Consider the following 21,303-nt stretch of genomic DNA (forward strand, 5'->3'; position numbering starts at 1 on the left):
CATAAATACACGAACCCCGTGTTATATTAGCAGCATGAAGAACATCACCGTCACTCTCGATAGCGAGACTGCAGCTTGGGTGCGCGTAAAAGCCGCCGAAAAAAGCATGAGCGTTTCGCGCTTTCTCGGTGAATTGCTCCAGCGAGAAATGAAGCAGCGGCTCGACTATCAACGTGCAATGGAGCGTTACCTCTCCAAACCGCCGTACAAGATCCGCGATTCGGACGAACCGTTACCGAAGCGGGAGGAGCTGTATGACCGCCCTGGTATTCGTTGACACCCATGTTTTCGTGTATGCACGCGAGCCCGTGGGTTCACCCAAGCAGGCGCGCGCGCGCGAATGGCTCGAGCTGTTGTGGCGGGATCTTCGCGGCAGAACCAGCATTCAAGTACTCAATGAGTATTACTCGCTGCTGACCATGCACGCGAAGTTCCGCGTACGCGGCGATGTCGCCTGGGAAGACGTTCGTGAGCTGCTCCAATGGAATCCGCAGGAACTCGACGGCGAAGTCCTGATGCGAGCGCATGAGATCGAAGGACGCTATCAACTCAACTGGTGGGATTGTCTCCTCATTGCGGCGGCCCAGACTCAGGGCTGCGCGTTGCTGCTCACCGAAGACCTTCAAGACAAGGCCAACTACGGGGGGGTAACTATCCGCAATCCGTTTGAGCTTGGTGTCGCCGATGAAGCGGGCGCGTATTCGGTTGCCCCGCGCCTCGCCTCGCGGCATCGCGGGCGCGGGCGGCCGCGCAAGGAACGCAGTCCGGCAGCTGCGTGACGGCTTTTTTTCATCGTTCCTTGACTGTCAATTCTGGGCGGAGAAAAATGTCTATTGTTGAAATTTTCAACAATGTAGGTATGTCATGGCTACCGTGAATTTCAGTGTGCCTTCGGAAATACGCGAGGCTTTCGACGCCGCATTCGCTGGCGAGAACAAGAGCGCCGTGATTGCCAAGTTGATGGCACGCGCAGTTGAAGAACGTGCCCGTCAAACACGTCGCGCCAGCTTGTATCGCCGCCTGACAGCAGACCGATCCAAACGCCCGTCGGTTACGTCAGCCAAGATAAGCAACACGCGAGCCAAGGGACGGCCGTAGTGTTGGTGTTGGACGCGAGTGTCGTTCTCAAGTGGCTCGTCAACGATCCGCACGTTGAGGCAGATACCGATCTCGCATCAGACCTCATGCGTCGCGTGCTTACCGAGGGAGAAGAGATTTTGCAGCCCGTGCATTGGCTCGCGGAAGTCGCCGCTGTCTTGTCCCGTCTCAGCCCGAAATCCGCCGCACGGGATATCGAGATGCTGCACGCCCTCGAATTGCCCGTTCGCGACGACGTGACGACGTATTCACGTGCCTGCCAGCTCGCCGTCGATCTCAATCGGCACGTCTTCGACACCCTTTACCACGCAGTGGCACTCGAGACGGACAGCGCCATTCTCGTTACTGCCGACGTGCGCTATGCCAGAGCTGCACGATCCGTAGGGCGAATCGTCGAACTGGCTGACTGGGGCGTGTCTGCCAACTGAATAATTCGGACCCGATTCAGCGGGCCGCTTCCCCTCTGCCAATCGCGTAGTAAGTAATGCCCTGCTTCTGCATGAGACCCGGGTCGTAGAGGTTCCGGCCGTCGAATATGACCGGCGACTTGAGCTGCTTCTTCAGGTTGTCAAAATCCGGACTGCGGAATTCCTTCCACTCCGTGACGATCGCCAGCGCGTCGGCGCCCTCGAGCGTCTCGCGCGCCTTCGCGCAGTATTTGAGATCGGCGCGGTCGCCGAAGATGCGCTTCGCCTCTTTCGTGGCCGCCGGATCGTATACGCGCACGCTGGCCCCCGCGTTCCACAAGGCCTCTAACAACACCCGGCTCGGCGCCTCGCGCATGTCGTCCGTACCCGGCTTGAACGCCAGGCCCCAGATCGCGAACGTCTTGCCCTTGAGGTTGCCGCCGAAGTGTTTCGAGATCTTGCCGAACAACACCTGCTTCTGCGCCTTGTTGACCGCTTCGACCGCATCGAGCAACGCTGGCGTGTAGTCCGCGCCGCGCGCGGAACGCGCCAGCGCCTGCACATCCTTCGGGAAACACGAGCCGCCGTAGCCGAGACCCGGATAGATGAAGTGGTAGCCGATGCGCGGATCCGAACCGATGCCGACCCGCACTTTCTCGATGTCCGCACCGAAGCGCTCGGCGAGGTTCGCCAGCTCGTTCATGAAGCTGATCTTGGTCGCGAGCATGGCGTTGGCCGCGTACTTCGTGAGCTCGGCGGAACGCAGATCCATGATGATGAGTTTTTCGCGGCTGCGCGTGAACGGGTCGTATAAGGCGCGCAGCAGCTCCGTGACGCGCGGGTTGTCGGTGCCGACCACTACGCGATCCGGGCGCATGAAGTCTTCGATGGCCGCGCCTTCCTTGAGGAATTCGGGGTTCGAGACCACGTCGAACTCGAGCTCGGCACCGCGCTTCTTGAGCGTCTCCTCGCAGGCGTTGCGCACCTTGTCGCTGGTGCCTACCGGTACGGTCGACTTGGTGATGACCACCTTGTATTCGGACATGTGTTCGCCGATGGAGCGGGCCACGGCGAGCACGTATTTGAGGTCGGCGGAGCCGTCTTCGTCGGGCGGCGTGCCCACGGCGATGAGCTGGAAGAGGCCGTGGTCGACGCCCTCCTTGGCGGAGGTGGTGAACTTGAGGCGGTCTGCTTCGATGTTGCTTTTGATGAGCGCCTCTAGGCCGGGCTCGTGGATCGGGATGATGCCTTGCTTGAGGCCTTCGATTTTCTTGGCGTCTACGTCGACGCAGAGGACGTCATTGCCGGCGTCTGCCAGGCAGGCGCCGGTCACGAGGCCGACGTATCCGGAGCCAAATATGGTTACTCGCATGGGGTCCCTTGAGAGCGCCTGACAGGGCGCAAGGGGCCGAATTCTAACGAAATCGTCCTACGGGAGTGGCGCGAGGCGGTATAGGACTTGAGGAAGTGAGGACTGGTTGGCGGCTAGAGCGCGGCCGCCTGCCCGGCGCGCGATCAGGCTGGCGGGCGAGGCCTGAGCTCTCGAACCTTCTCTTCGTCGGCCAGTACCGCACCACTGACGCGCTGGCCACCCTGCAGCCACACGTGGTCTTGCACCCGGTCGGTTGGCCGGTATTCGGGAACGGCCCGAAGCAATACCTCGCGAGCACGTTCGCAATCAAAGCGGATCGAACACTGGGCGAGGTCGTCGAGAACGTGGCGAATTTGTTCCCAAGTCAGGCTCTGCTCCATCGCGCGCAAGATCCGCGGGTGGTCTGTGCCGGTGACGTTCTTGCCGATCAGCAGCTCTTCAAACAACTTCTCGGCGGGCCGCAGCCCCGTGAAACGGATTTCGATGTCGCCGTCAGGGTGTTTCTCGTCACGGATCGTGTAACCCGCGAGCTGAACCATCCGTTTCGCCAGATCGGCAATACGCACCGGGCTGCCCATGTCGAGCACGAACACGTCGCCGCCCGAGCCCATCGAGCCAGCCTGGATGACGAGCTGCGCTGCCTCAGGAATCGTCATGAAATAGCGGATGACATCCGGATGCGTAACGGTGACTGGCCCACCGTCGCGAATCTGTTCGCGGAACAGCGGTACGACGGAACCAGAGGATTCGAGGACATTGCCGAAGCGCACCATGCAAAAACGGGTGTTGCCGCCGCGCTGCTGCAGGCCTTGCAGCACCATCTCGGCGACGCGTTTCGTGCATCCCATGACGTTGGTCGGATTGACTGCCTTGTCGGTGGAGATGAGCACGAACGTTTCGACGCGGCATTCCATCGCAGCTTCTGCGGTGTTGAAAGTCGCGAAGATGTTGTTGTGAATGCCCTCGATCATGTTGTGTTCGACGATCGGCACGTGTTTGTAGGCAGCCGCGTGGTACACGGTCTGCACACCGAAAGTCGTCATGATCTCGCGGACGCGATTCTTGTGGTGAGCGTTGCCCAACAAGGCGACGAGTTCGATGCGGTTGCCCAGCTGCGCATTGAGCGAGCGCAACTCACGTTCGATCTCGTAGAGCGCGAGCTCGGATACTTCGAAGAGCACCAGCCTGCGCGGCAGCAGGTCCAGTATCTGGCGGCAAAGCTCGGATCCGATCGATCCCCCGGCACCGGTGACCAGCACGGACTTGCCGCGCACGCACGCGCCTAACAACGCCGCGTCTGGTGGGACCGGATCGCGGCCGAGCAGGTCATGTACATCGATGTCGCGAATCTCCTCCAATCGAGCCTTACCGGAAATAATCTCCCCGACGTCGGGAACGGTAAGTACTTTGAACCCCTGGACCGTAAGCGATTCGATCACTTGTGCGCGCCGCCTGCGCGACACACTCGGCAAGGCGAGCAAAACCACGCTGACGCCGTATCGGCGCCGCTGCTCGAGAAGCTGATCCGGCGGTAACACCGGGATTCCGAATACCTGAACGCCGTGCAGTGCGGGGTTGTCGTCGATTAGGGCGATCGGGCGATAGTGCCCACGCGTCATGAGCGCCGAACAGAGTTGTGCACCAGAGGTTCCAGCGCCATAGACGACGACACGATCGGCGCCGCTATTTCCCCAGCGCATTAGCTCCCTGGCACCGAAACGCGACAGGCCCACATAGCTCGAGGCCAGTACGAAATAGATGACGAAAACTTCGGCCGGCACAAGACTGCCGAGGAAGTAGTAATTAATGAATGCGATGACTGCAGTGGAGAAGCCAACGCCAAGAACGATGGCGAGGACCGCCTGCATGCCAAGGAAGCGGATAACCGCGCGGTAAAGGCCGATGCGGATGAAGATGGGAACGCTGCTAAGCACCGTCGCGAAGTAAAGCGCGACCGGGACATGCGAATTCACCCCGCCATAGCGCAACGCAAATGCCGTCCACAGCGCGACTGGTATGGCAACCACGTCTGCGACCAACATGACGAATTGCTTGAATCGCCGGCCCATGAAACGAGCCCGTCGAACGAGTCGCGCGGTCTTCCTGCGTACCGCCCGGGATCGATGTCCGTATTTTTTCCTGCGCATCCTGGCCGTATCTACTCGCCAATCCGTTGTAAACCGTTATCGGAACAATTCCATTTTCAGAAGGACTTAAGCAACTGATGGATGGTTTTCGCTGTTCCCCTTGCCTTTCTGTCGCGACGGCGTGAATTCTCTCACCATTTTCCCGATATTTTCTGCACAGGTCTGTTGCTGAAACGTGTGATTGTGTCGAGCGCGTACCCCTGTCGCCAGTACACGACGTCAGGCCGACCCTTACCGGCGACGACAAATTATTTGGCGGTCCCGCCCTCCCTGCGTCCCGCCCCCGCAGCAAGGGCAGCCACTACCAGCAACAATGAAGCCGCCGCCGCGGCACAGCCGGCCCACTTCGGGTGTCGAATAGCCCAAGCAGCTGTAGGTAGCAATACGGACAAGTTGATAGCCAGAACCGCGGCTGTTACCGCTTTGTGACTTCCCCAACATCGAGAAAGGTGTTGATAGGCATGGGTGCGGTGGGCGACATCGTACCTTTCGCGCCGGGCTACCCGGCGCAGGAAGGTAACCGTCGCGTCGGCCACGAAAACTGCCCCCAGTACAAGGAAGACAAACAACGCAGTCGGGTTCTCCCGACCCGCCGCTAGCGCGGTACACGCAAGGAAGTAGCCAAGATAGCCGCTCCCGACATCACCCATGAATATCTTCGCCGGTGGCCAGTTCCAGACCAGAAAGCCACAGCAGGCCGCTCCCAGAACGATTCCAATCGCGGGAATACCGGTGGTGAAGTCGCCAGAGCTAAGCAGGAAGGCCGCGCTCAACGCTATGAAGCCGGCTTCTGAGGTGGCGATGCCGTCGATCCCGTCCATGAAGTTGAACAGGTTGAGCATCCAGACGATGCCGAGTCCGCCCAGGACATAGCCCGCCCAACCGAAGTCGATCAGACGGTCGCCAAAACGCAAGGGCGCCAAGCCGTCTAGCCAGTAAAGAGCCCATATCGCCGCCGCGATGTGCACGCTCAAGCGCACCCGAGTGGATACTGGCCGGCGGTCGTCGATGAAACCCACCAAAGCGACCGCGAACCCACCTGCGGCCAGCACGGCAAACGTGGCGAACGGGATTCTCCCGAGCAGCACCAGCACGGTCAGCGACAGCGTCACTACGGCGACGATGGCGCTGCCGCCGCCGCGGGGAGTCGGATTCCGGTGCGAACTGCGTTCGTTCGGGCGGTCTATAAAGCCGTACGTCACCGCCAGACGACGCATCACCCAGCTCAGCAAGGCGGATGCTGTTAGTACACCCAGCGCAGCGACTGCGACGACCTCATGTCCCGGTTGCATCGACTATCTATTTGCCTCGTACCATTCGACGGTCCTGCGCAATCCCGCGTCCATACTAATAAGAGGCTCCCAACCGAGTGCTGAGCGCGTCTCGGTCGAGTCCACGCGTAACGATCCACACAATCGTGATATTTCCTCAGAACGGCCGATCAAGCGCGCGCCGAATCTAAGGATACTCTGTGGCACTCTGAAAAGCCGGGCAGGCTTTCCCATGGCTGATGCGAGGCGTCGTATCAACTCTGAGGTAGACAGATCCTCGCCGTCAGAAACCATCCAAATTCGACTGGCAACTACCGGCGTCGTAATCAAGAGCTCGAGAAGTTGAGAGAGGTTCCAGATGCTGACCAGGCTGCGCCGATTTTCGATCGCGCGGAGCGGCAGCGGATACCCCTTATCCACCCAACTCATCAGCCGCAGAAAGTTCGCCCGTACGCCGGGGCCATAAACGAGCGGCGACCGCACGATGGCGCAAGTCATGTTGCCACGGGCGCAAGTTGCCAGCAGGAGTTGTTCCGCCTGCCACTTTGATAACGCATAGGCGTCTTGGGGCCGCGGTGCATCGTGCGCAGTGTAGGCGCGATCGCCCGTCTCTTCACCGTTCACTTTGACGCTGCTCAGGAAGACGAAACGCCTCACTCGCGCCTGCATAGCGGCATTCGCAAGTGCGCGTGTCCCCTCCACGTTGGTCGCGAAATACAGATCGTTTTTCGCGGGGTCGTCGTTCATGACGTGCACCCGGGCGGCCGCATGAATGACATGATCGACGTCACGCAGCGCCTCCCTCCAGGACGTGTGCGGCCCGATGTCATCCACCGCCACCGACTCGGCAGCGCCGACGGGTACTGGAGACGACCTTCGAATCGCCGCGCGCACGGTGTACCCGCGATTCGCCAAGTCGGCGCAGAGCTGCCGCCCGACGAGGCCGCTTGCTCCGGTGATAAGTATGCGCGGCATCAGCGCGACGCTCCGAGCGCGCCGATCTCGACGTATAGGCGCCAGAAACGATCCAGTACTTTCGGCAGCGCGAACATCCGTTCGGCGCGTTCACGACCAGCCGCGCCGAAGCGTGCGCGCAGCTGCGGATCGAGAATGAGCTTTTCGAGTGCGGCAGTGAGAGCCCGGACGTCGTGCGGGGGAACAATGAGTCCATTGACACCGTCGTGGACGATGTCGCGGCATCCGGGCATGTCGGTGGTCACGATGGGTCGCCCGGTAGCTGCCCCTTCCATCAAGATACGCGGCACCCCCTCACGATAGTAGGTAGGCAGGCACACGACGTGCGCAGCTCGAACGACCTGTGGCATATCACGCCGAAAGCCCTGCCATTCGACGACACCCTCACGATTCCATTGCTCGAGTTGTTCCTCGGAGATGCTGCCAGGATTGAATGGGTCTGGCATCCCAACCAGCAGGAATCGCGCTTGGATACCGCGCGTTTTCAGCGTCCGCGCTGCCTCAACGAAGTATTCGACGCCCTTCTCGCTCAACATTCGTGACGCCAGAAGCACGCACACTTCGCCCGCGGGTTCGGGTGACGCGGAGTATTCCTGCATGTCGACGCCGACACCAGCGATCACGAGCGACTCACTTTCCCGGACCGCCCCTGCCTGCACCAGTAGTTCGCGATCGTCGTTGTTCTCGAAGACGATTTTCTGTCGCCGATGCCGCATGCTGACCGCGATCAGATGCTGCATGATCCAGCGACGGAACCTCGCTCCCGGCGAAGTGCCGCTGAAGGTGTAACCGAGCCCGGCAAATGCGTTGATCACTCCCGGCACTCCCGCGATTCGCGCAGCAATCGTGCCGTACATAACCGGTTTCAGCGTGACATGGTGAACTACGTCGGGCCGCAATTCCCCGTACAGCCGGACGAGCGCACGGACGGTGCGCAGATCGGCGAACGGTGCAATTGCGGAGCGCGTCAACGGAAGCGCGTGAAACGTGAAACCCGCCGCCTCGACATCTTCGCGGCCCGAACCTTCTCCGCAGGCGACGTGCACGTCGGCGCCACGCGCACGAGCCATCAGCGCAACCGACATGCGATGCATGACGAAAAACCACGGGACGTTGACGACGATGAGCAATCGCCAGGGCCTGCTTGCGGTAACGAATTCACCGCTCATACGGCTTGGCAAGGATGTCGAAGACCTTGACGTAACGCGCCGCGAGGTGCGCTTCGCGAAACTCCGGCGCAAACGCCTTCACCAACGTCGGCAGATCCTGCCAGCGCAGCTCAGACACGCGTTCCACCGCGAACTGCGCACTCTCGAAGGCTGAAATGATTTCGGGTTCGCTCAACCGGTTCGTATAGAACCCTGAATTAGCCATCCACTGGGTCTCCCAGAGGCGCGAGCCAATGCGCAGGTTGTTGAGGGCGCCGCCCAGGTGATCCTGAAGATCGATCACGTGCGAAGCGAGACCCGATGGCTTCAGGACCCGCCGTGTCTCGCGGATGAATTCGACGAACTCAGCGCGGCGCACGTGTTCGAGCACCGCTTGTGACCAGATGAAGTCGACTTCTGCAGAGGGCAGCTCGCGCATCGAAACGAGACCCCGTGTCAGATAGCTGGCGCGGCATGTGCGCAATAGGTCGGGGACGTTCTGCACCGCGCTCAAGTCGGGGGCATTCAACCCCGCCGCGCAGAGCTTGGCCGAAATCTCCCGATAGACCGCCATGTCGCTGGTCGCGAAAGCGCCGGCGTCGACCAGATAGGTGTGCGTCGCGCCATGAGCGGCAGCGACGACTGCAGAAGACAGCGAGTCGCCGGGCCCGATCTCCAGGGCGACGAAAGGCTGCCCGGCGATGAGCCCACTGCGCGCGAAGTGTTGCTTGAACACGTCGAGGGCGTAACCGGCCTTCTGCATCGCCCCGTGCCGAAATAGGTTCAACTTCTGCCACGTCGAATAGCCCGCCGGCAGCCGTGACAATACGAGCTTCGCCATGATGCGCGCCCACCAGGGAATCGAAACGCTCACGGAAGAATCTCCATCGATTGACGAAACCCCCAGCCGCTCACGATTCGGCTCGAGGCCGCGCGAAGCGCGACCAGATCAATGCATACCGCGATGCCATTCCGCTTAAGCTGAATTCCGCAACAGCCCGGTCGCGGCAACTTTGCCGCCGTTCGGCGAAACCCGTGTGTGAGGTCGAATCGATTGCCGCCTTCAGCGCAGTACACAAAGCCTGTGGATCGCGCGGCGGAACGATCCAGCCTGTTTCGCCCACGACGGCGCCCGCGTCACCGACGTCGGTCACTACGCATGGCGTGGCACATGCCATCGCCTCGATGACAGCCACTGGTTGGGATTCTGACTGGCTGGCCAGCACGTGCAGATCGATAGCAGCCATCGCTCCCGGTACATCGGCGGTGGGCCCGACCGCACGCACACGGCCCGATACGCCGTATCTTTCGAGTATCGCTCGCAGCTCGGTATTTTCGGCGGTCATGCCATTACCGACCAATACGCAAGTCCAATTCTCGCGTTGCGGCGCGAGTAGTTTGAGCGCGTGGATGAGATTTTCGTGATCCTTGGCAGGATCCCAGCGCGCTACGCAACCGAGCAGCAACTCATCCGGAGCCAGACCCCAAGTCGCGCGGACCCGCGCGCGTGCCAGGTCATCCGGCCGGAAGGCGATTGAATCGACTCCGTTCGGGACGACGACGAATTTGGCCGCGTCGAAGCCGGACCGCGCATGCAGCGCGGCCCCGCTAGCCGAGTCCGACACGATTGCGCGCGGCAACCGTCGTGACAATAGGGCGCAGCAAACGCGCACCGCACGCGTCTTCCAGCTAGCGCGAAAGGAGCCAAGATCCGTCGAATGCACCGCCCATATGCATGGCGTGTCGTGGTTCCAGCGCGCCATGACGCCGCCGACGAGATTGGCGTGATCGAGACGTGTCTGTACGAGGTCGGGCCGGAATTTGACCAGAACTCGCCGCAGGCGTCGCAGACCGCCGGCGCTCAGCGCGCCACGGCGCATGCCCAGCACCGTGACGGCGACGCCCAAGTCCCGCAGCCTTGCGGCGAATACGCCCTCGTCGTGCATCGATATCACGTGATGGTCGAATCCGTCGAGCGTCGCCTGCACGAGGCGAAACAACACGGTTTCGGCGCCGCCCTGCCCCAGACTCGTGATGACATGCAACACTCGTTGGCGGCCGCGGTTATTTTCAGACACCCGTATTTTCCATGACGGCGATGCCGTGGTGCCGCAGCGTGCGGGCAAGTCCTGCGTGCATCGGCACTGTCGGTGCAAAGCCGATCTCACGTGCGGCGAGTCCTACATCCAACACACTTACGGGAATGTCTGAGCGACGTGGTGCACCCACCTCCGCGTCCACGGGATGCCCAATGAGTCCAGCGATGAGATCGACAACCTGTCGCAGCGAGTGACCCGTGCCCAGCCCGACGTTTACGACGGTCGGAGCGCGCGGCAAGATAGCGAGACGTTTGAACGCGTCGACCACGTCGTCGATGTAAATGAAATCTCGGACTGGACGGCCATCATCGCGCATTAGGATTCGTTCATTTTTCAGAAGATGCCCAATCGTGATCGCGACGAAGCCCTGGCGGCCCTCGATACGCTGTCCAGGGCCGTAAGGATTCGAGAGCCGCGCAATGCGCACGTCGAGTCCCGAATTGAAACGGTGAAGTAGCAGATATTTCTCGATTGCAAGCTTCTGGATGCCGTGCGAGCTGATCGGATCTGTGATCGCGGATTCCGGGATGGGCATGTGTTCCTGCAGTCCATACACGGAAGACGATGAGGAGAACACGACACGCGGCACCCGCACGCGCTCGCAGGTCTTGAGGAATTCGAGCGTTGCGAAAATGTTGTCGGAGAGTTCGCGCGTGGCGTCGACGTGCTCGTCGCCCGGAACGGTCGACGAAACCAGGTGGATCGCGCAAGCACTTTTCTCGAGCGCCGCCGCGACCGCTGACTGATCCGCGAAATCGCCGCGCACCCACGACACGCGCCCCGCAATGTCGTGGGGCGGCGGCTTGTGATCCAGAACAGATACCGAGTACCCGTCACGAAGCAGCCGGCGTACCAGACTCATGCCGATGAAACCTGCGCCGAGTACCGCGATGCGCGCGCCGGAGTCGTCTGATTGTTGAGTCACGATTGCGTCCGACTGTATTTGCGTTGCTCGGCAGCGAGCCGGCTCACGACCGTGCGATGCACGAAGGCCAGCAGCACGATGCCAGCGTAATTGCTCATCTGGTAGTCGTTGAAGGCGACGATGGTCGACATAACACCAAGCAGCATGAGTGTGCCGAGCCGCGTTCGAGTGAGCAACCCATACCCAACATTCACACGTTGCAGTTCGCCTGCAAATCCGCGAAGGAACACGATGATGAGAGCCGCTCCCAACCAACCGGCCACCAACGCGCCGTTTACCACCCAAGGACCCGCCATATCAGAAATATTGCTGCTCCCGAGTGGGCTCGCCAAGGCCGCCGAAAGGTTTTCGCTAGCGGCTAGGCCGCGCACGGTCAGGGAGGTGGACTTGCCCATGAAGTCGCCGTAGTCCTTGAGCATTGTTAAGCCCGCGACCATGACTTCAAGACCAACGCGCTGCATCGCATACAGATAGCCGGCGAGCACGAGCAACAAACCGTACGAAAATGCGAATCGAATCGAAAGGATCGGCAGCAGTAAAGTCCAGATCAACATGAACGCGCAGGCCAGGAACACGGATCCCGAAAGCGACAAAACGCAAAACAGCAGGATCAGCCCGCCGATGATGAAATAGGATTTGCGGTTGAACAACATTGCCATCGCCGCGGGCAACAGGAAGTACACCACATTTAGCGAAGGCTCGAGCGCGAAACTCTGCATGCGACCTACAGGCTTCCCGAACAAGGTGTACTGCAATTCGCCAAACAACCCCAGAAACATAATCGGATGCTTGACGCTGTTGAGGATGACGTTGTCGTCATTGATCAGAAGGCGGAAGTCGCCAAGCTCGGGATTGAAGATCAGGATCACGAACTGGATGCACGCCATCACGGCGAAGGTGACCGCCATCCACGCCACAAACTTGGCGCCCCTCCAAAACGTCGCGGTGGGCACCGCGTAGATGACGATGAGCGCCAGCAGCGAGGATATGCCGTCGAACACATACAACAACTTGCCGCGCACGATGATTTCGGTCGCGATCATGACGACGACAAATATCATCAGCGCGTTGACGTCGCGCCAACGCATGCGCAGTCCGTAGGCCAGCGCACCGGCGAGCAGCAGCGCGACCAGGAGCACCTGCAGCGGCCGCTTGATGCCGAACACCTCGGCGAACATGAATGAGCCGGAGACGTATACCAGCAGACCCGCCGCGAGAATGGCGGCCAATCCGAGCGAGACGCGCGGAATGGTGACCGGCAGAGCGCGCTCCCCCACGCTTGAGATACCGCTCACGGGGTGGGCCGTCCGCCCCCGAGGCTCAGCGCCGCAAGAGTCAAAATCGCCTTGACCCTTTTCCGCCAGCCGATTTGCCCATAGAGGGCCCGCCGCGAATACGTGCGCGAACGATCGGGCGAGCGCAGATGGTAGTAGGCCCGGCCGTACGCGTAGTCCACCCAACCAGGCAATTTTCCGTCGCGCCATTCTTCGCCGGTGAAATGCGTGGCGACAAAGTGTTCGAGGTTGCGCAACGTGCGCTCCGGCGTCGACAGATTCGCCCCGCCCTTCCAGTAGTACCCCAGTGCCCGATCAAGGCGGGTGAAACGATCGGTGATGCGGGCAATGCGCAGCCAGGCGTCGTAATCCTCGAAGGCAATCAGCGCGCGGTCTTCGCTGATGCCACCAATATCGAGAAACAACGAACGCCTGAGGACCACGCTTGAATTGGTCAGTGCATTACCCCGGCGCACCAGGTCGTCGTGCACAGGTTTTGACAGCTGCCGGGTGCGCGCGCGGCGCCAGAAGAACTGCTGCGCGGCGTGATGCACGAGGTAGAGATCGTGGTAGACGACGTCGGCACCGCGTTCGAGTGCCGATACCGACGCGGCGAGCTTGTGCGGCGCCCACCAGTCATCCGAATCGAGCAGCGCCACGAACTCACCGGTTGCGGCGTGGATGCCAAGGTTACGTGACCGCGCAACCACTCCCTCATTGCGTACTTCGAGGAGCCTGATGCGCGCATCGCGAAATGATGCGACCACGTCGCTAGTGCTGTCGGTGGAGTGGTTGTCCACCACTAGCACTTCCCAGTCAGTAAAGGTCTGCGCGAGCACGGAGCGCAGCGCGCGCTCCACATCGGCGGCACGGTTGTAAGTGGGTAACACCACCGAGACTCGCGTGCTCATGCCCCCTCTTGAAGGCAATGGCGTGCCAAGCGCTGCAACTCGAGTGGTCCGGCCGCGGCATCGGGCTCGAAGCCCGAAGAATGCAGCCGGCCGATGCTGAGCTCCACCAACTCGCCGGGAGCAGCGTCGGGCCGATCGCCAATCACGATTTGTGGTGCCCGACCGGACTGCGCCATCACGGCGTCGGCAATATGTCGCGCCTGGTCCAGGAGACTGATCGCCCGCCCACTTCCCACGTTGTACACGGACTGGTTTACAAGCTCGCGCGGCGCCGTGGCCAGGTGCAGCAGCGCGCGACAGGCTTCGACCATGGGCACGAAATCGCGCTTCTGCGTTCCTCGTGTCTGGAGCACCAGATTTCCGGTGACTGCCGCCTGGCGGCACAGCGCATTCGTGGCGAGAGCCCAGCACTCTGGCGACGGATAGGCCGGCGCGCCAAAAGAATTCGAAAGTCGCGCGACGATACCTTCGATTTCACCGGCTGCGTCGGCCGAGCGGACCAGTGATTCGGCGGCAATGTGGCTGTGCGCATATGCGTTCATGGGATCAAGCGGCGCTTCTTCGACAACAATGCCCGCGAGAGACCTTCCATACACATGCACGGTGGAAACGTGGATTACCCGGCGCACGCCGCAACGCACGGCGGCCGCCAGCAAGGCGCGCGTCGTGGAGATCCGGCCGGTCTCGGCAGCGGCCGGGGCCGCGTTGCTCTGGGCGGCATTCATTCCCGCAAGTTGGATGACTGTATCCACGCTGTGACACGCCTGCGTCAACGCGGCTCCATCGGCGGGGTCGAGCCGGACTACCTCGAAGCCGGAGATATCGGGAGGCGCCTTCCGGGTAGTGAGCGTGAGTTGGTAGTCAGGTTGCATTGCTACAAGCTCAGCGAAGCGCGCGCCGACGTAGCCCAGGCCGCCGGTCACGAGCAGTCTCACGCCGCGGTTCCGCGCAAAATATCCAGCGCCTGCGGCAGCTCGAAATCCTCGAGCGGTCGCGTCTCGCTTTCTCCGGCCTCGTGCGGCATGTCGGCGCAGTTTACGACCAGGGAGATCTGATCACCCACGCACGCGAAACCGTACCAAACCTGCGGCGGAATCGTCAGCCGGTAATAGGAATCCGGCCGGCCCAGCGTGACGTCGACGCACGTACCGCGGGTCGGGGATTCGTCGCGGAGGTCGCAGACCACGAAACGCACCCGGCCCGACGGCACCGCGAGCTGCTGGGTCTGACGCAAATGCCGTTTCCAGCCCTTGATGATCCCGACATTGATTTGCGAGAAATAACATTCGCCGAAGCCCGCGTAGCCCTCGGAATCCGCGCGCAACATGTGGAGGACCGCGCCACGCTCATCGACGATCTGCCGAAGCGGGGTGACGAGGACGCCCTGGATCGAGACGGCGCTCATGCCGCCCAGGCGATCCCGCGTTCGCGCGCAAGCGCCGTGTACGCCTGGATCTGCGCGTCCGCGAACTCGACCATCGAAACCTTGTCTTCGTGCCAGTTGCGATACCAATCGACCGTGAAAGCGACGGTCTCGTGAAACTGCAACGCCGCCCGCCAGTTGAGGTGGAACAGCGCTTTGTCGCAGGAGAGCTTGAGCAGATTGGCTTCGTGCCCGTTCTGCGCCATGCCCTCGGGCACATGCCAGCAAACGCCGGGCCAGCGGGTCGCCATCGCATCGATGAGTTCACCCACCGTCTGGTTCACGTTGGAATCCGGGCCGAAATTGAAAGCCTCGCCGTTGAGTCTGGCCTGTGAGGCAAGCAGGCGCGCGCCCAGGAGTAGATAGCCGCTGAGCGGCTCGAGCACGTGTTGCCACGGCCGCGTTGCGCGGGGGCTGCGCACCTGCACCGACTCGCCGCGAGTCCAGGCGCGAATGCAATCCGGCACGATGCGGTCGAGCGCCCAGTCGCCGCCGCCGATGACGTTGCCTGCGCGCGTCGTCGCAACGCGGGTGGGCGACTGCCGCAGATAAGAATGGAAATAGGAATGCGCCACGAGTTCGGCGCAACTCTTTGAGCCACTGTATGGATCGTGACCCCCGAGCGCGTCGGTCTCGCGATATCCCCAACACCATTCGTCGTTCCGGTACGCCTTGTCACTGGTGATCAGCACCGCGGTTTCGATCCACGGCCGTTGGCGCACTTGCTCCAGCAAGTTGACCATGCCCATTGCATTGACTTCGAAGGTGCTCGCCGGGTCGATGTAGGAACGCTGCACCAGCGCCTGGGCGGCGAGATGAAAGATTATTTCGGGGCGGAAGTCATCGATCGCACCTGCGAGCGCGGGGCGATCGCGAATGTCGCCGCTGTAATGGCGCAGGTGTTTCTCGAGACCGAGGATCTCGAAATTCGCCGGCTGCGTGGGCACATCCACCGAAAATCCCGCGACTTCCGCCCCCAGCTGCCGCAGCCACAGGGCCAGCCACGAGCCCTTGAAGCCCGTGTGTCCGGTGACCAGTACACGGCGGCCGCGGTAGCTCTCGCCGATTTTTCCAGGGCTCACGTCAGCCACGGCGGGTTTCCCGTGGCCCAGAGCGCTTCAAGCGCAGTCTTGTCACGCAGAGTGTCCATCGATTGCCAGTATCCCGAATGATGGAAAGCCATGAGCTGCGAATCCCGCGCCAGATTCTCGAGGGGCGCGCGCTCAAGGATCGTTTCGTCGTTCGCGATGTAGTCGAACACCTTTGGCTCGAACACGAAGAAACCGCCGTTGATCCAGCCTTCGCCGGTCTGAGGTTTCTCGGCAAAATTCGTGACCCGACCAGACTCAACGCGCAGGTCGCCGAAGCGCGCGGGCGGCCGCACCGCCGTGACAGTGGCGAGCCTGCCATGCGACCGGTGGAACTTGAGCAGCGCTGTCAGATCGACGTCGGAAACTCCGTCGCCGTAGGTCAACATGAACGGACCGTGCGGGGCCAGCTTGTCCTTGAGGCGCAGCAGCCGACCGCCGGTCTGCGTGGATGCGCCGGTATCCGCAAGGCTCACGCTCCAATCCTCGACGGTGGGATTGGAATACTCCACCGCACCACTCTTGAGATGCACGGTGATGTCACTTTGCCGCGGGTGATAGTTGAGGAAATAGTCCTTGATAACCTCGCCTTTGTAACCGAGCGCAAGCACGAATTCGCGGAGCTCGTGCCGGCCATAGGCGCGCATGATGTGCCAGAGGATGGGACGCCCGCCAACTTCGACCATTGGTTTAGGTCTGATCTGGGTTTCTTCGCTGAGACGCGTGCCCAAACCGCCACACAAAATGACTACCTTCATCGCGAATCGCCTTCTTGAATGTGACTTCCGGGCCGACATCGCCCGCTCGTGAATGATATAGAAACTTTCACGAATCGATTCCGAGCAGGGCTGCGCCGTGGCCGGGCTGTCCAAATTTGATGTACGCGCCCGGCGTGCGGAGGCGGTACCTGAATGCGCCTCCCCCCAAGTCCTCGACGTCCAAATGCCGCCAGACGCGAGCACTGTGTTTTTCAAACAACGGGGTCGCGCACAGGTGAATCACGTCAAAACTTCGCTCCAGCGCTTCGAGCACCGCCGCGGTCCCCCCGAAAACCAGGGCCTGTCTGGAGAATTCGGCGCGCGTCGATGTCCGATCCTCATGGCGCGCCATGATCTCGGCGAGTTGCCGCGCCAGCCCCAGATGTTTGGGGTTCCTGGCCATTACTGGATGCAGGCGCGCCAGCCACGCCGGCATGCTTGCCTTCGGTGAAGCCCGCACATAGGCCTCGAACGCGGTAACGACAGCAGGCGGGTCGCAGTCATACGGCAAAAGGATGTGTCCGCCGAAGGGCGGTTCCGGTTCACGCATGTATCGCAGTGACGGGACTGCACGCACCTTGTCGGTTGGCCATCCAAGGTATTCGCGCAGGATTTCCGCTTGTCCCTCCCCGTTTACAAGCAAACAATCCGGCGCTCCGTCGCGATATACGTAGTCGGTGGGCAACGATGGCAACACGGCGTGCATGTAGCCCACGGTCTCTGTTTGCGGACGCTCTCGTTTCACGGCAAGCATCAGCGCATGCTGAAACGGCTGCCCTTCATAGGGGACAATCACTCTCCGCACCGGAAAGCGCCGAAACTCGATCGAAACGGCCTCCGCGACAGCATGCGCCTGCGCCACGATCGCGGAGAATCCTCGCGCACGCGGTCGTGTGGCGCGCGCGTTCGAGATCAGGTTGAGATTCACACTCGGCGGCCATGAGGTCGCCCCGGCGCGGTTCCGTTTGTAGATCATGCGGATGTTGGGCGCGGGATTGGTCGTAGGAGCACCGTCGATCATCAGCAGCAACCACAGCGTGCGTGGTGTCTCCGCAGTGGATAGACCGAGGTAGCGGTCCCGATGGTTGCCGGTCGAATCGAAATCGCCGGGCAAGGCCCACGTGATGATCAGGCTGTCGTAGTCACCCGGCGTCGCGGACTGGCTCAGTGCAAAGCCCGGGGTGCGCAACCAGTGAAAGGCATCACGAGCTCGAGCGACAAGACGCGCCGGCTCGGCACGCCAGCCACCACGATCGAGGCGCCGAAGCCGTGCATGGCCGGGGGTACGCGCCCATGCGGTCATGAAGCACTCTGGCTCCAGCGCCACGTCACGCTTGCGACGCATGCGCTCGAACACGAAGTTCCGCGCACCGTGCAGCAGCCGCTCTTGCGCTGCATCCACGGCGTCGGCGGCGAGCACCATCTAGAGGACGGCCAGCACGGAAGCAGGCAGATCGAGGGCGAGCGCCGTGGGCGCGGTTTCGCCAGCACGCTTCTGCGCCGCGATGACGCAGAAAACGACTTCTTCGAATGGGGTAACCGCCGATGCGCTCGGCGGACCTGCGTAGCCGAAGCCACGCAGCAGCGACGGATCGAGCGCCTTCAACATCGCCACCAGTTCGCCCGCATTGAGTACTACATAGGGCGCAGTCTCACCCTCTTTCTTGCCGTCGAAATTGATGTGCTGGAAAGAGCGGGTCATGTCGTTGATGCCCGGCCCGGTGGTTAGACGATAGCTGGACAGGAAGTAACCACCCGGTTTCACGTAGCGCCACGCGGCGCGCAGCATGGACTCGAACTCCAGATTCCAGTCGATGCAACCCAGCGACGCCACCATGTCGAAGGATCCCTCCCCGAGCAATCCCGACGGTGGTGCGAGTATGTCCGCCGCGATGAACCGGCCCAGCGGGTATACGCTTCGCGCGGTGTCCGCGGCCTGCTTGTTGATCTCCACGCCGGTGTAGTTCGTGACGCCGAATTTCTCGCGCAAAGCGAGCCCAAGCCCGCCGCAGCCACAACCGATATCGAGCACGGCACTGCCGGCGCCGAGCCCGATCTGTTCGAAGACCACGCGCTCGGATTGGTAGAACTGGTCCCAACGAATGCGGTGCGAGCGATAGAACGCTTCGATATTCGGCGAGGTGTACTCGATGTTGCCTGAACTGCTCATCGCTCAACCCACCTTCGCGAGCGGCGTGCGATAAAGAGCGGCCAGTTTCTCATCGGGACGCCCGAGCCGCGCGGATTCGGCCCGTTTCGCGACCTCCACCCATGTGCCGACTTCAGCCGATAGATAGACGGCGTGCAAAAACTCCATGGTCTTCAGCGCATCGCTGAACTCCACGGCCGGGCGGCCGCGACCGGTGATGGTATCGTAGGCGCCAGCGTAGATGTCGTTGTGGCCGAAACCATATGCGTCCGGAAACGTGTCGCTGAAAGTCGCCTCGTCTTCGGGACACGGCGAGAACGTCAGCAGTTTGTCGGTGGCCCATCCGCCCAGCATGGCCGTTCCCTTCGTGCCGATGATCGACACCGACGACTCATAGTCTCGCGGCCGCGCCGCGGTGGTGATCTCGAGCACGCCGAGTGCGCCGTTCTCGAATTCGAGCGTCGCCACGAGGCAATCTTCGACTTCGACGTTCACGTTGAAGGTCTTCATCACGGCGTTTACCCGGCGCACTTCACCGGCGAGGAAACGCACCATGTCCAAATGGTGGATTCCCTGGTTGGTGGTGCAACCACCGTCGAGCGCGAACGTGCCGCGCCAAGCGTCACGATCGTAATACGGCTGCGGACGACACCAGCGCTGTCGCACCGTGGCCAGAACGATGTTTCCAAGTTCGCCGTCCTGCACCGCGCGGCGTATGCGCTGCACGCAGCGATTGAAACGGTACTGATGCACCGGGAAGACATATGTACCGGAAGCCTTTGCAGCCGCGGTCAACTGATCACCTTGCGCGAGGCGCATGACCACGGGTTTTTCCACGACCACACTCTTCTTGTAGCGCTCGACCGCATCGAGCGCATGCTCGAAATGCATGCCGCTGGGCGTGACCACGGCGACGATGTCGATTTCCGGATGCTGCCGAAACATCTCGTGGTAGTTGATGTAACGAGGTGCAGAGCCCGCGCCCGGCATGCTCACCATTCGGTCTACCTTGATATCGCAGATCGCGACCAACTTGAGATGCGGATGATGTTGGACGGCCTTGACGTGGTGCCCAGCCACGCGACCGCATCCAAGGACAGCGACATTCAAGATCTTTTCCATGGCTCAGCGTCTCTTGGCGGCGGACTTGATGATCTCGGCGCAATCGTTCCAGAAACGCTGCATGAGATCGAGCGGACCCGTGCTGATGCGCAGGCAGTTAGTAAGCGGAACCTGCATCCAGGGACCTTTGAGCAAATAGCCACGCTCGCGCGCGGCAGCAATCGCCGTGCGACAGTCGTCGGCGGACTTGCAACGCACGTGCACGAAATTGGTGTGCGACGGAAATGTCTCGAGACCTGCGTCGTGCATGGACCGGTACAGGAAATCGCGGCCCGCGTTGTAATCGGCAAGGCGTTGTTTCACCCAGTCGAGATGGTCGAGCGCGTATTCGCCGCATTTGAGCGCGATGCTGTTGCTGTCGGTGATCGGCCGCAACAGCGAACTCTCGCGAATGCGTTCGGGGTTGGAAACGCAATAACCAAGCCGCAACCCCGCGAGTCCGAAGGCCTTGGAGAACGTGCGCACCACGAACAGGTTTGGATACTTGTTCACCCAGCCTACTGCGGTGTTCGCCGTAAACAGATGATAGGCCTCATCCATGATCACAATAGTGCCGCGCTCTGCGCCTTCGGCAATGATGGCCTCGATCTCGGCATCCGGTATGACCGTGCCGGTTGGTTGGTTCGGATTTGCCAGCACCACCATGCGCACAAACTCACGGCGCATGTGCTCGAGAACCTTGGCGGTGTCGAACTCGAGATTGGGACCGTACGGCACCATGGCCACACGGGTTTTGTAGATCATGTTGTAGACCTCGTACATGCGCCAACTCGGGTCCTGCATGACGATCAGATCGCCTTCGTCGACATAGGTCTCGAACAGAGTCTTCATGGCACCGTCCGAGCCGGCGGTCACGAGAATCGACTCTGGCGTGACTCCGCACCATTTCGCGACTTTGGCAATAAAATCGTTCGAATCCGCGTAGGCGGCGAAGTCGTAACGCGTGAGCGACGCGCGAAAAGCCTCGAAGTGTTCGGTGCTCCAGCCCACCGGATCTTCATTGCGGTCGAGGCGCACGTAATTGCGTCGGTCGTGGTAAGGGTCGAATAGGCGCTTGACTCGCGACAGACGTTCGCTGGCCTTGATCGGTCGATTCATCACTAGGTCTCCAATTCAAACTTTCGGCGCGACGGACC

The 21,303-nt window shown here is 61.4% G+C and carries 21 protein-coding genes; 3 read left to right on the forward strand and 18 right to left on the reverse strand.

Annotated features, from left to right (window positions below; genetic code table 11):
* The first annotated feature begins 34 nt into the window (after positions 1-34).
* The 3 genes from WDO72_03085 to WDO72_03095 all read left to right on the forward strand — a co-directional run bounded on the left by WDO72_03085 (position 35) and on the right by WDO72_03095 (position 1,526).
* Positions 35-277 carry a hypothetical protein gene (locus tag WDO72_03085; GenBank protein MEJ0084643.1) on the forward strand — a complete coding sequence of 81 codons (243 nt, stop codon included), beginning with the start codon at positions 35-37 and terminating at the stop codon, positions 275-277.
* The gene (locus WDO72_03090) at positions 255-779 is read left to right on the forward strand and encodes a PIN domain-containing protein (GenBank protein ID MEJ0084644.1); all 525 of its coding nucleotides are present in this window, start codon (positions 255-257) and stop codon (positions 777-779) included. Before WDO72_03085 ends, WDO72_03090 begins: the two co-directional genes overlap by 23 nt.
* A gap of 318 nt (positions 780-1,097) precedes the next feature.
* Entirely contained in the window at positions 1,098-1,526 is a 429-nt protein-coding gene (locus WDO72_03095; protein ID MEJ0084645.1) for a type II toxin-antitoxin system VapC family toxin, read from the forward strand.
* 16 nt (positions 1,527-1,542) lie between these two features.
* Here the strand turns inward: WDO72_03095 and WDO72_03100 are convergent, their stop codons facing one another.
* The 18 genes from WDO72_03100 to WDO72_03185 all read right to left on the reverse strand — a co-directional run bounded on the left by WDO72_03100 (position 1,543) and on the right by WDO72_03185 (position 21,265).
* Positions 1,543-2,877, reverse strand: a complete 1,335-nt coding sequence (locus WDO72_03100) for a UDP-glucose/GDP-mannose dehydrogenase family protein (protein ID MEJ0084646.1) — start codon at positions 2,875-2,877, stop codon at positions 1,543-1,545.
* Between the two features lie 143 nt (positions 2,878-3,020).
* Complete coding sequence (locus WDO72_03105; GenBank protein ID MEJ0084647.1) at positions 3,021-4,919, reverse strand: nucleoside-diphosphate sugar epimerase/dehydratase; 1,899 nt, start codon at positions 4,917-4,919, stop codon at positions 3,021-3,023.
* Positions 4,920-5,272: 353 nt separating this feature from the next.
* Entirely contained in the window at positions 5,273-6,241 is a 969-nt protein-coding gene (locus WDO72_03110) for a glycosyltransferase family 4 protein (GenBank protein MEJ0084648.1), read from the reverse strand.
* Positions 6,242-6,319: 78 nt separating this feature from the next.
* Positions 6,320-7,270, reverse strand: coding sequence for an NAD-dependent epimerase/dehydratase family protein (locus tag WDO72_03115; GenBank protein ID MEJ0084649.1), 951 nt, complete (start codon positions 7,268-7,270; stop codon positions 6,320-6,322).
* Entirely contained in the window at positions 7,270-8,400 is a 1,131-nt protein-coding gene (locus tag WDO72_03120) for a glycosyltransferase family 4 protein (GenBank protein MEJ0084650.1), read from the reverse strand. The genes WDO72_03115 and WDO72_03120 overlap by 1 nt, the downstream gene beginning before the upstream one ends.
* A gap of 28 nt (positions 8,401-8,428) precedes the next feature.
* On the reverse strand, positions 8,429-9,244 hold the full coding sequence (locus WDO72_03125; GenBank protein MEJ0084651.1) for a class I SAM-dependent methyltransferase: 816 nt from the start codon (positions 9,242-9,244) through the stop codon (positions 8,429-8,431).
* An 85-nt stretch (positions 9,245-9,329) separates the two neighbouring features.
* Complete coding sequence (locus WDO72_03130) at positions 9,330-10,586, reverse strand: glycosyltransferase (protein ID MEJ0084652.1); 1,257 nt, start codon at positions 10,584-10,586, stop codon at positions 9,330-9,332.
* Positions 10,489-11,442: an NAD-dependent epimerase/dehydratase family protein gene (locus tag WDO72_03135; protein ID MEJ0084653.1), complete on the reverse strand. Its 954-nt coding sequence runs from the start codon at positions 11,440-11,442 to the stop codon at positions 10,489-10,491. The genes WDO72_03130 and WDO72_03135 overlap by 98 nt, the downstream gene beginning before the upstream one ends.
* Positions 11,439-12,737, reverse strand: coding sequence for a hypothetical protein (locus WDO72_03140; GenBank protein ID MEJ0084654.1), 1,299 nt, complete (start codon positions 12,735-12,737; stop codon positions 11,439-11,441). Before WDO72_03140 ends, WDO72_03135 begins: the two co-directional genes overlap by 4 nt.
* Positions 12,734-13,627: a glycosyltransferase gene (locus WDO72_03145; GenBank protein MEJ0084655.1), complete on the reverse strand. Its 894-nt coding sequence runs from the start codon at positions 13,625-13,627 to the stop codon at positions 12,734-12,736. The genes WDO72_03140 and WDO72_03145 overlap by 4 nt, the downstream gene beginning before the upstream one ends.
* On the reverse strand, positions 13,624-14,550 hold the full coding sequence (locus WDO72_03150) for an SDR family oxidoreductase (GenBank protein ID MEJ0084656.1): 927 nt from the start codon (positions 14,548-14,550) through the stop codon (positions 13,624-13,626). Before WDO72_03150 ends, WDO72_03145 begins: the two co-directional genes overlap by 4 nt.
* A gap of 8 nt (positions 14,551-14,558) precedes the next feature.
* Positions 14,559-15,032 (reverse strand): dTDP-4-dehydrorhamnose 3,5-epimerase family protein, encoded by a 474-nt coding sequence (locus tag WDO72_03155; GenBank protein ID MEJ0084657.1) that lies wholly within the window; start codon positions 15,030-15,032, stop codon positions 14,559-14,561.
* Entirely contained in the window at positions 15,029-16,132 is a 1,104-nt protein-coding gene (gene rfbG, locus WDO72_03160) for a CDP-glucose 4,6-dehydratase (protein MEJ0084658.1), read from the reverse strand. Before rfbG ends, WDO72_03155 begins: the two co-directional genes overlap by 4 nt.
* The gene (gene rfbF, locus WDO72_03165) at positions 16,129-16,896 is read right to left on the reverse strand and encodes a glucose-1-phosphate cytidylyltransferase (GenBank protein ID MEJ0084659.1); all 768 of its coding nucleotides are present in this window, start codon (positions 16,894-16,896) and stop codon (positions 16,129-16,131) included. Before rfbF ends, rfbG begins: the two co-directional genes overlap by 4 nt.
* Before the next feature lie 67 nt (positions 16,897-16,963).
* On the reverse strand, positions 16,964-18,319 hold the full coding sequence (locus tag WDO72_03170) for a hypothetical protein (GenBank protein MEJ0084660.1): 1,356 nt from the start codon (positions 18,317-18,319) through the stop codon (positions 16,964-16,966).
* A complete protein-coding gene (locus WDO72_03175; GenBank protein ID MEJ0084661.1) occupies positions 18,320-19,066 on the reverse strand; it encodes a class I SAM-dependent methyltransferase in 747 nt (248 codons plus the stop codon). It lies immediately after the preceding gene.
* Between the two features lie 3 nt (positions 19,067-19,069).
* A complete protein-coding gene (locus tag WDO72_03180) occupies positions 19,070-20,167 on the reverse strand; it encodes a Gfo/Idh/MocA family oxidoreductase (protein MEJ0084662.1) in 1,098 nt (365 codons plus the stop codon).
* Between the two features lie 3 nt (positions 20,168-20,170).
* Positions 20,171-21,265, reverse strand: coding sequence for an aminotransferase class I/II-fold pyridoxal phosphate-dependent enzyme (locus WDO72_03185; protein ID MEJ0084663.1), 1,095 nt, complete (start codon positions 21,263-21,265; stop codon positions 20,171-20,173).
* Positions 21,266-21,303 lie beyond the last annotated feature (38 nt).

Source organism: Pseudomonadota bacterium, assembly GCA_037200975.1.
GTDB lineage: Bacteria > Pseudomonadota > Gammaproteobacteria > Steroidobacterales > Steroidobacteraceae > CADEED01.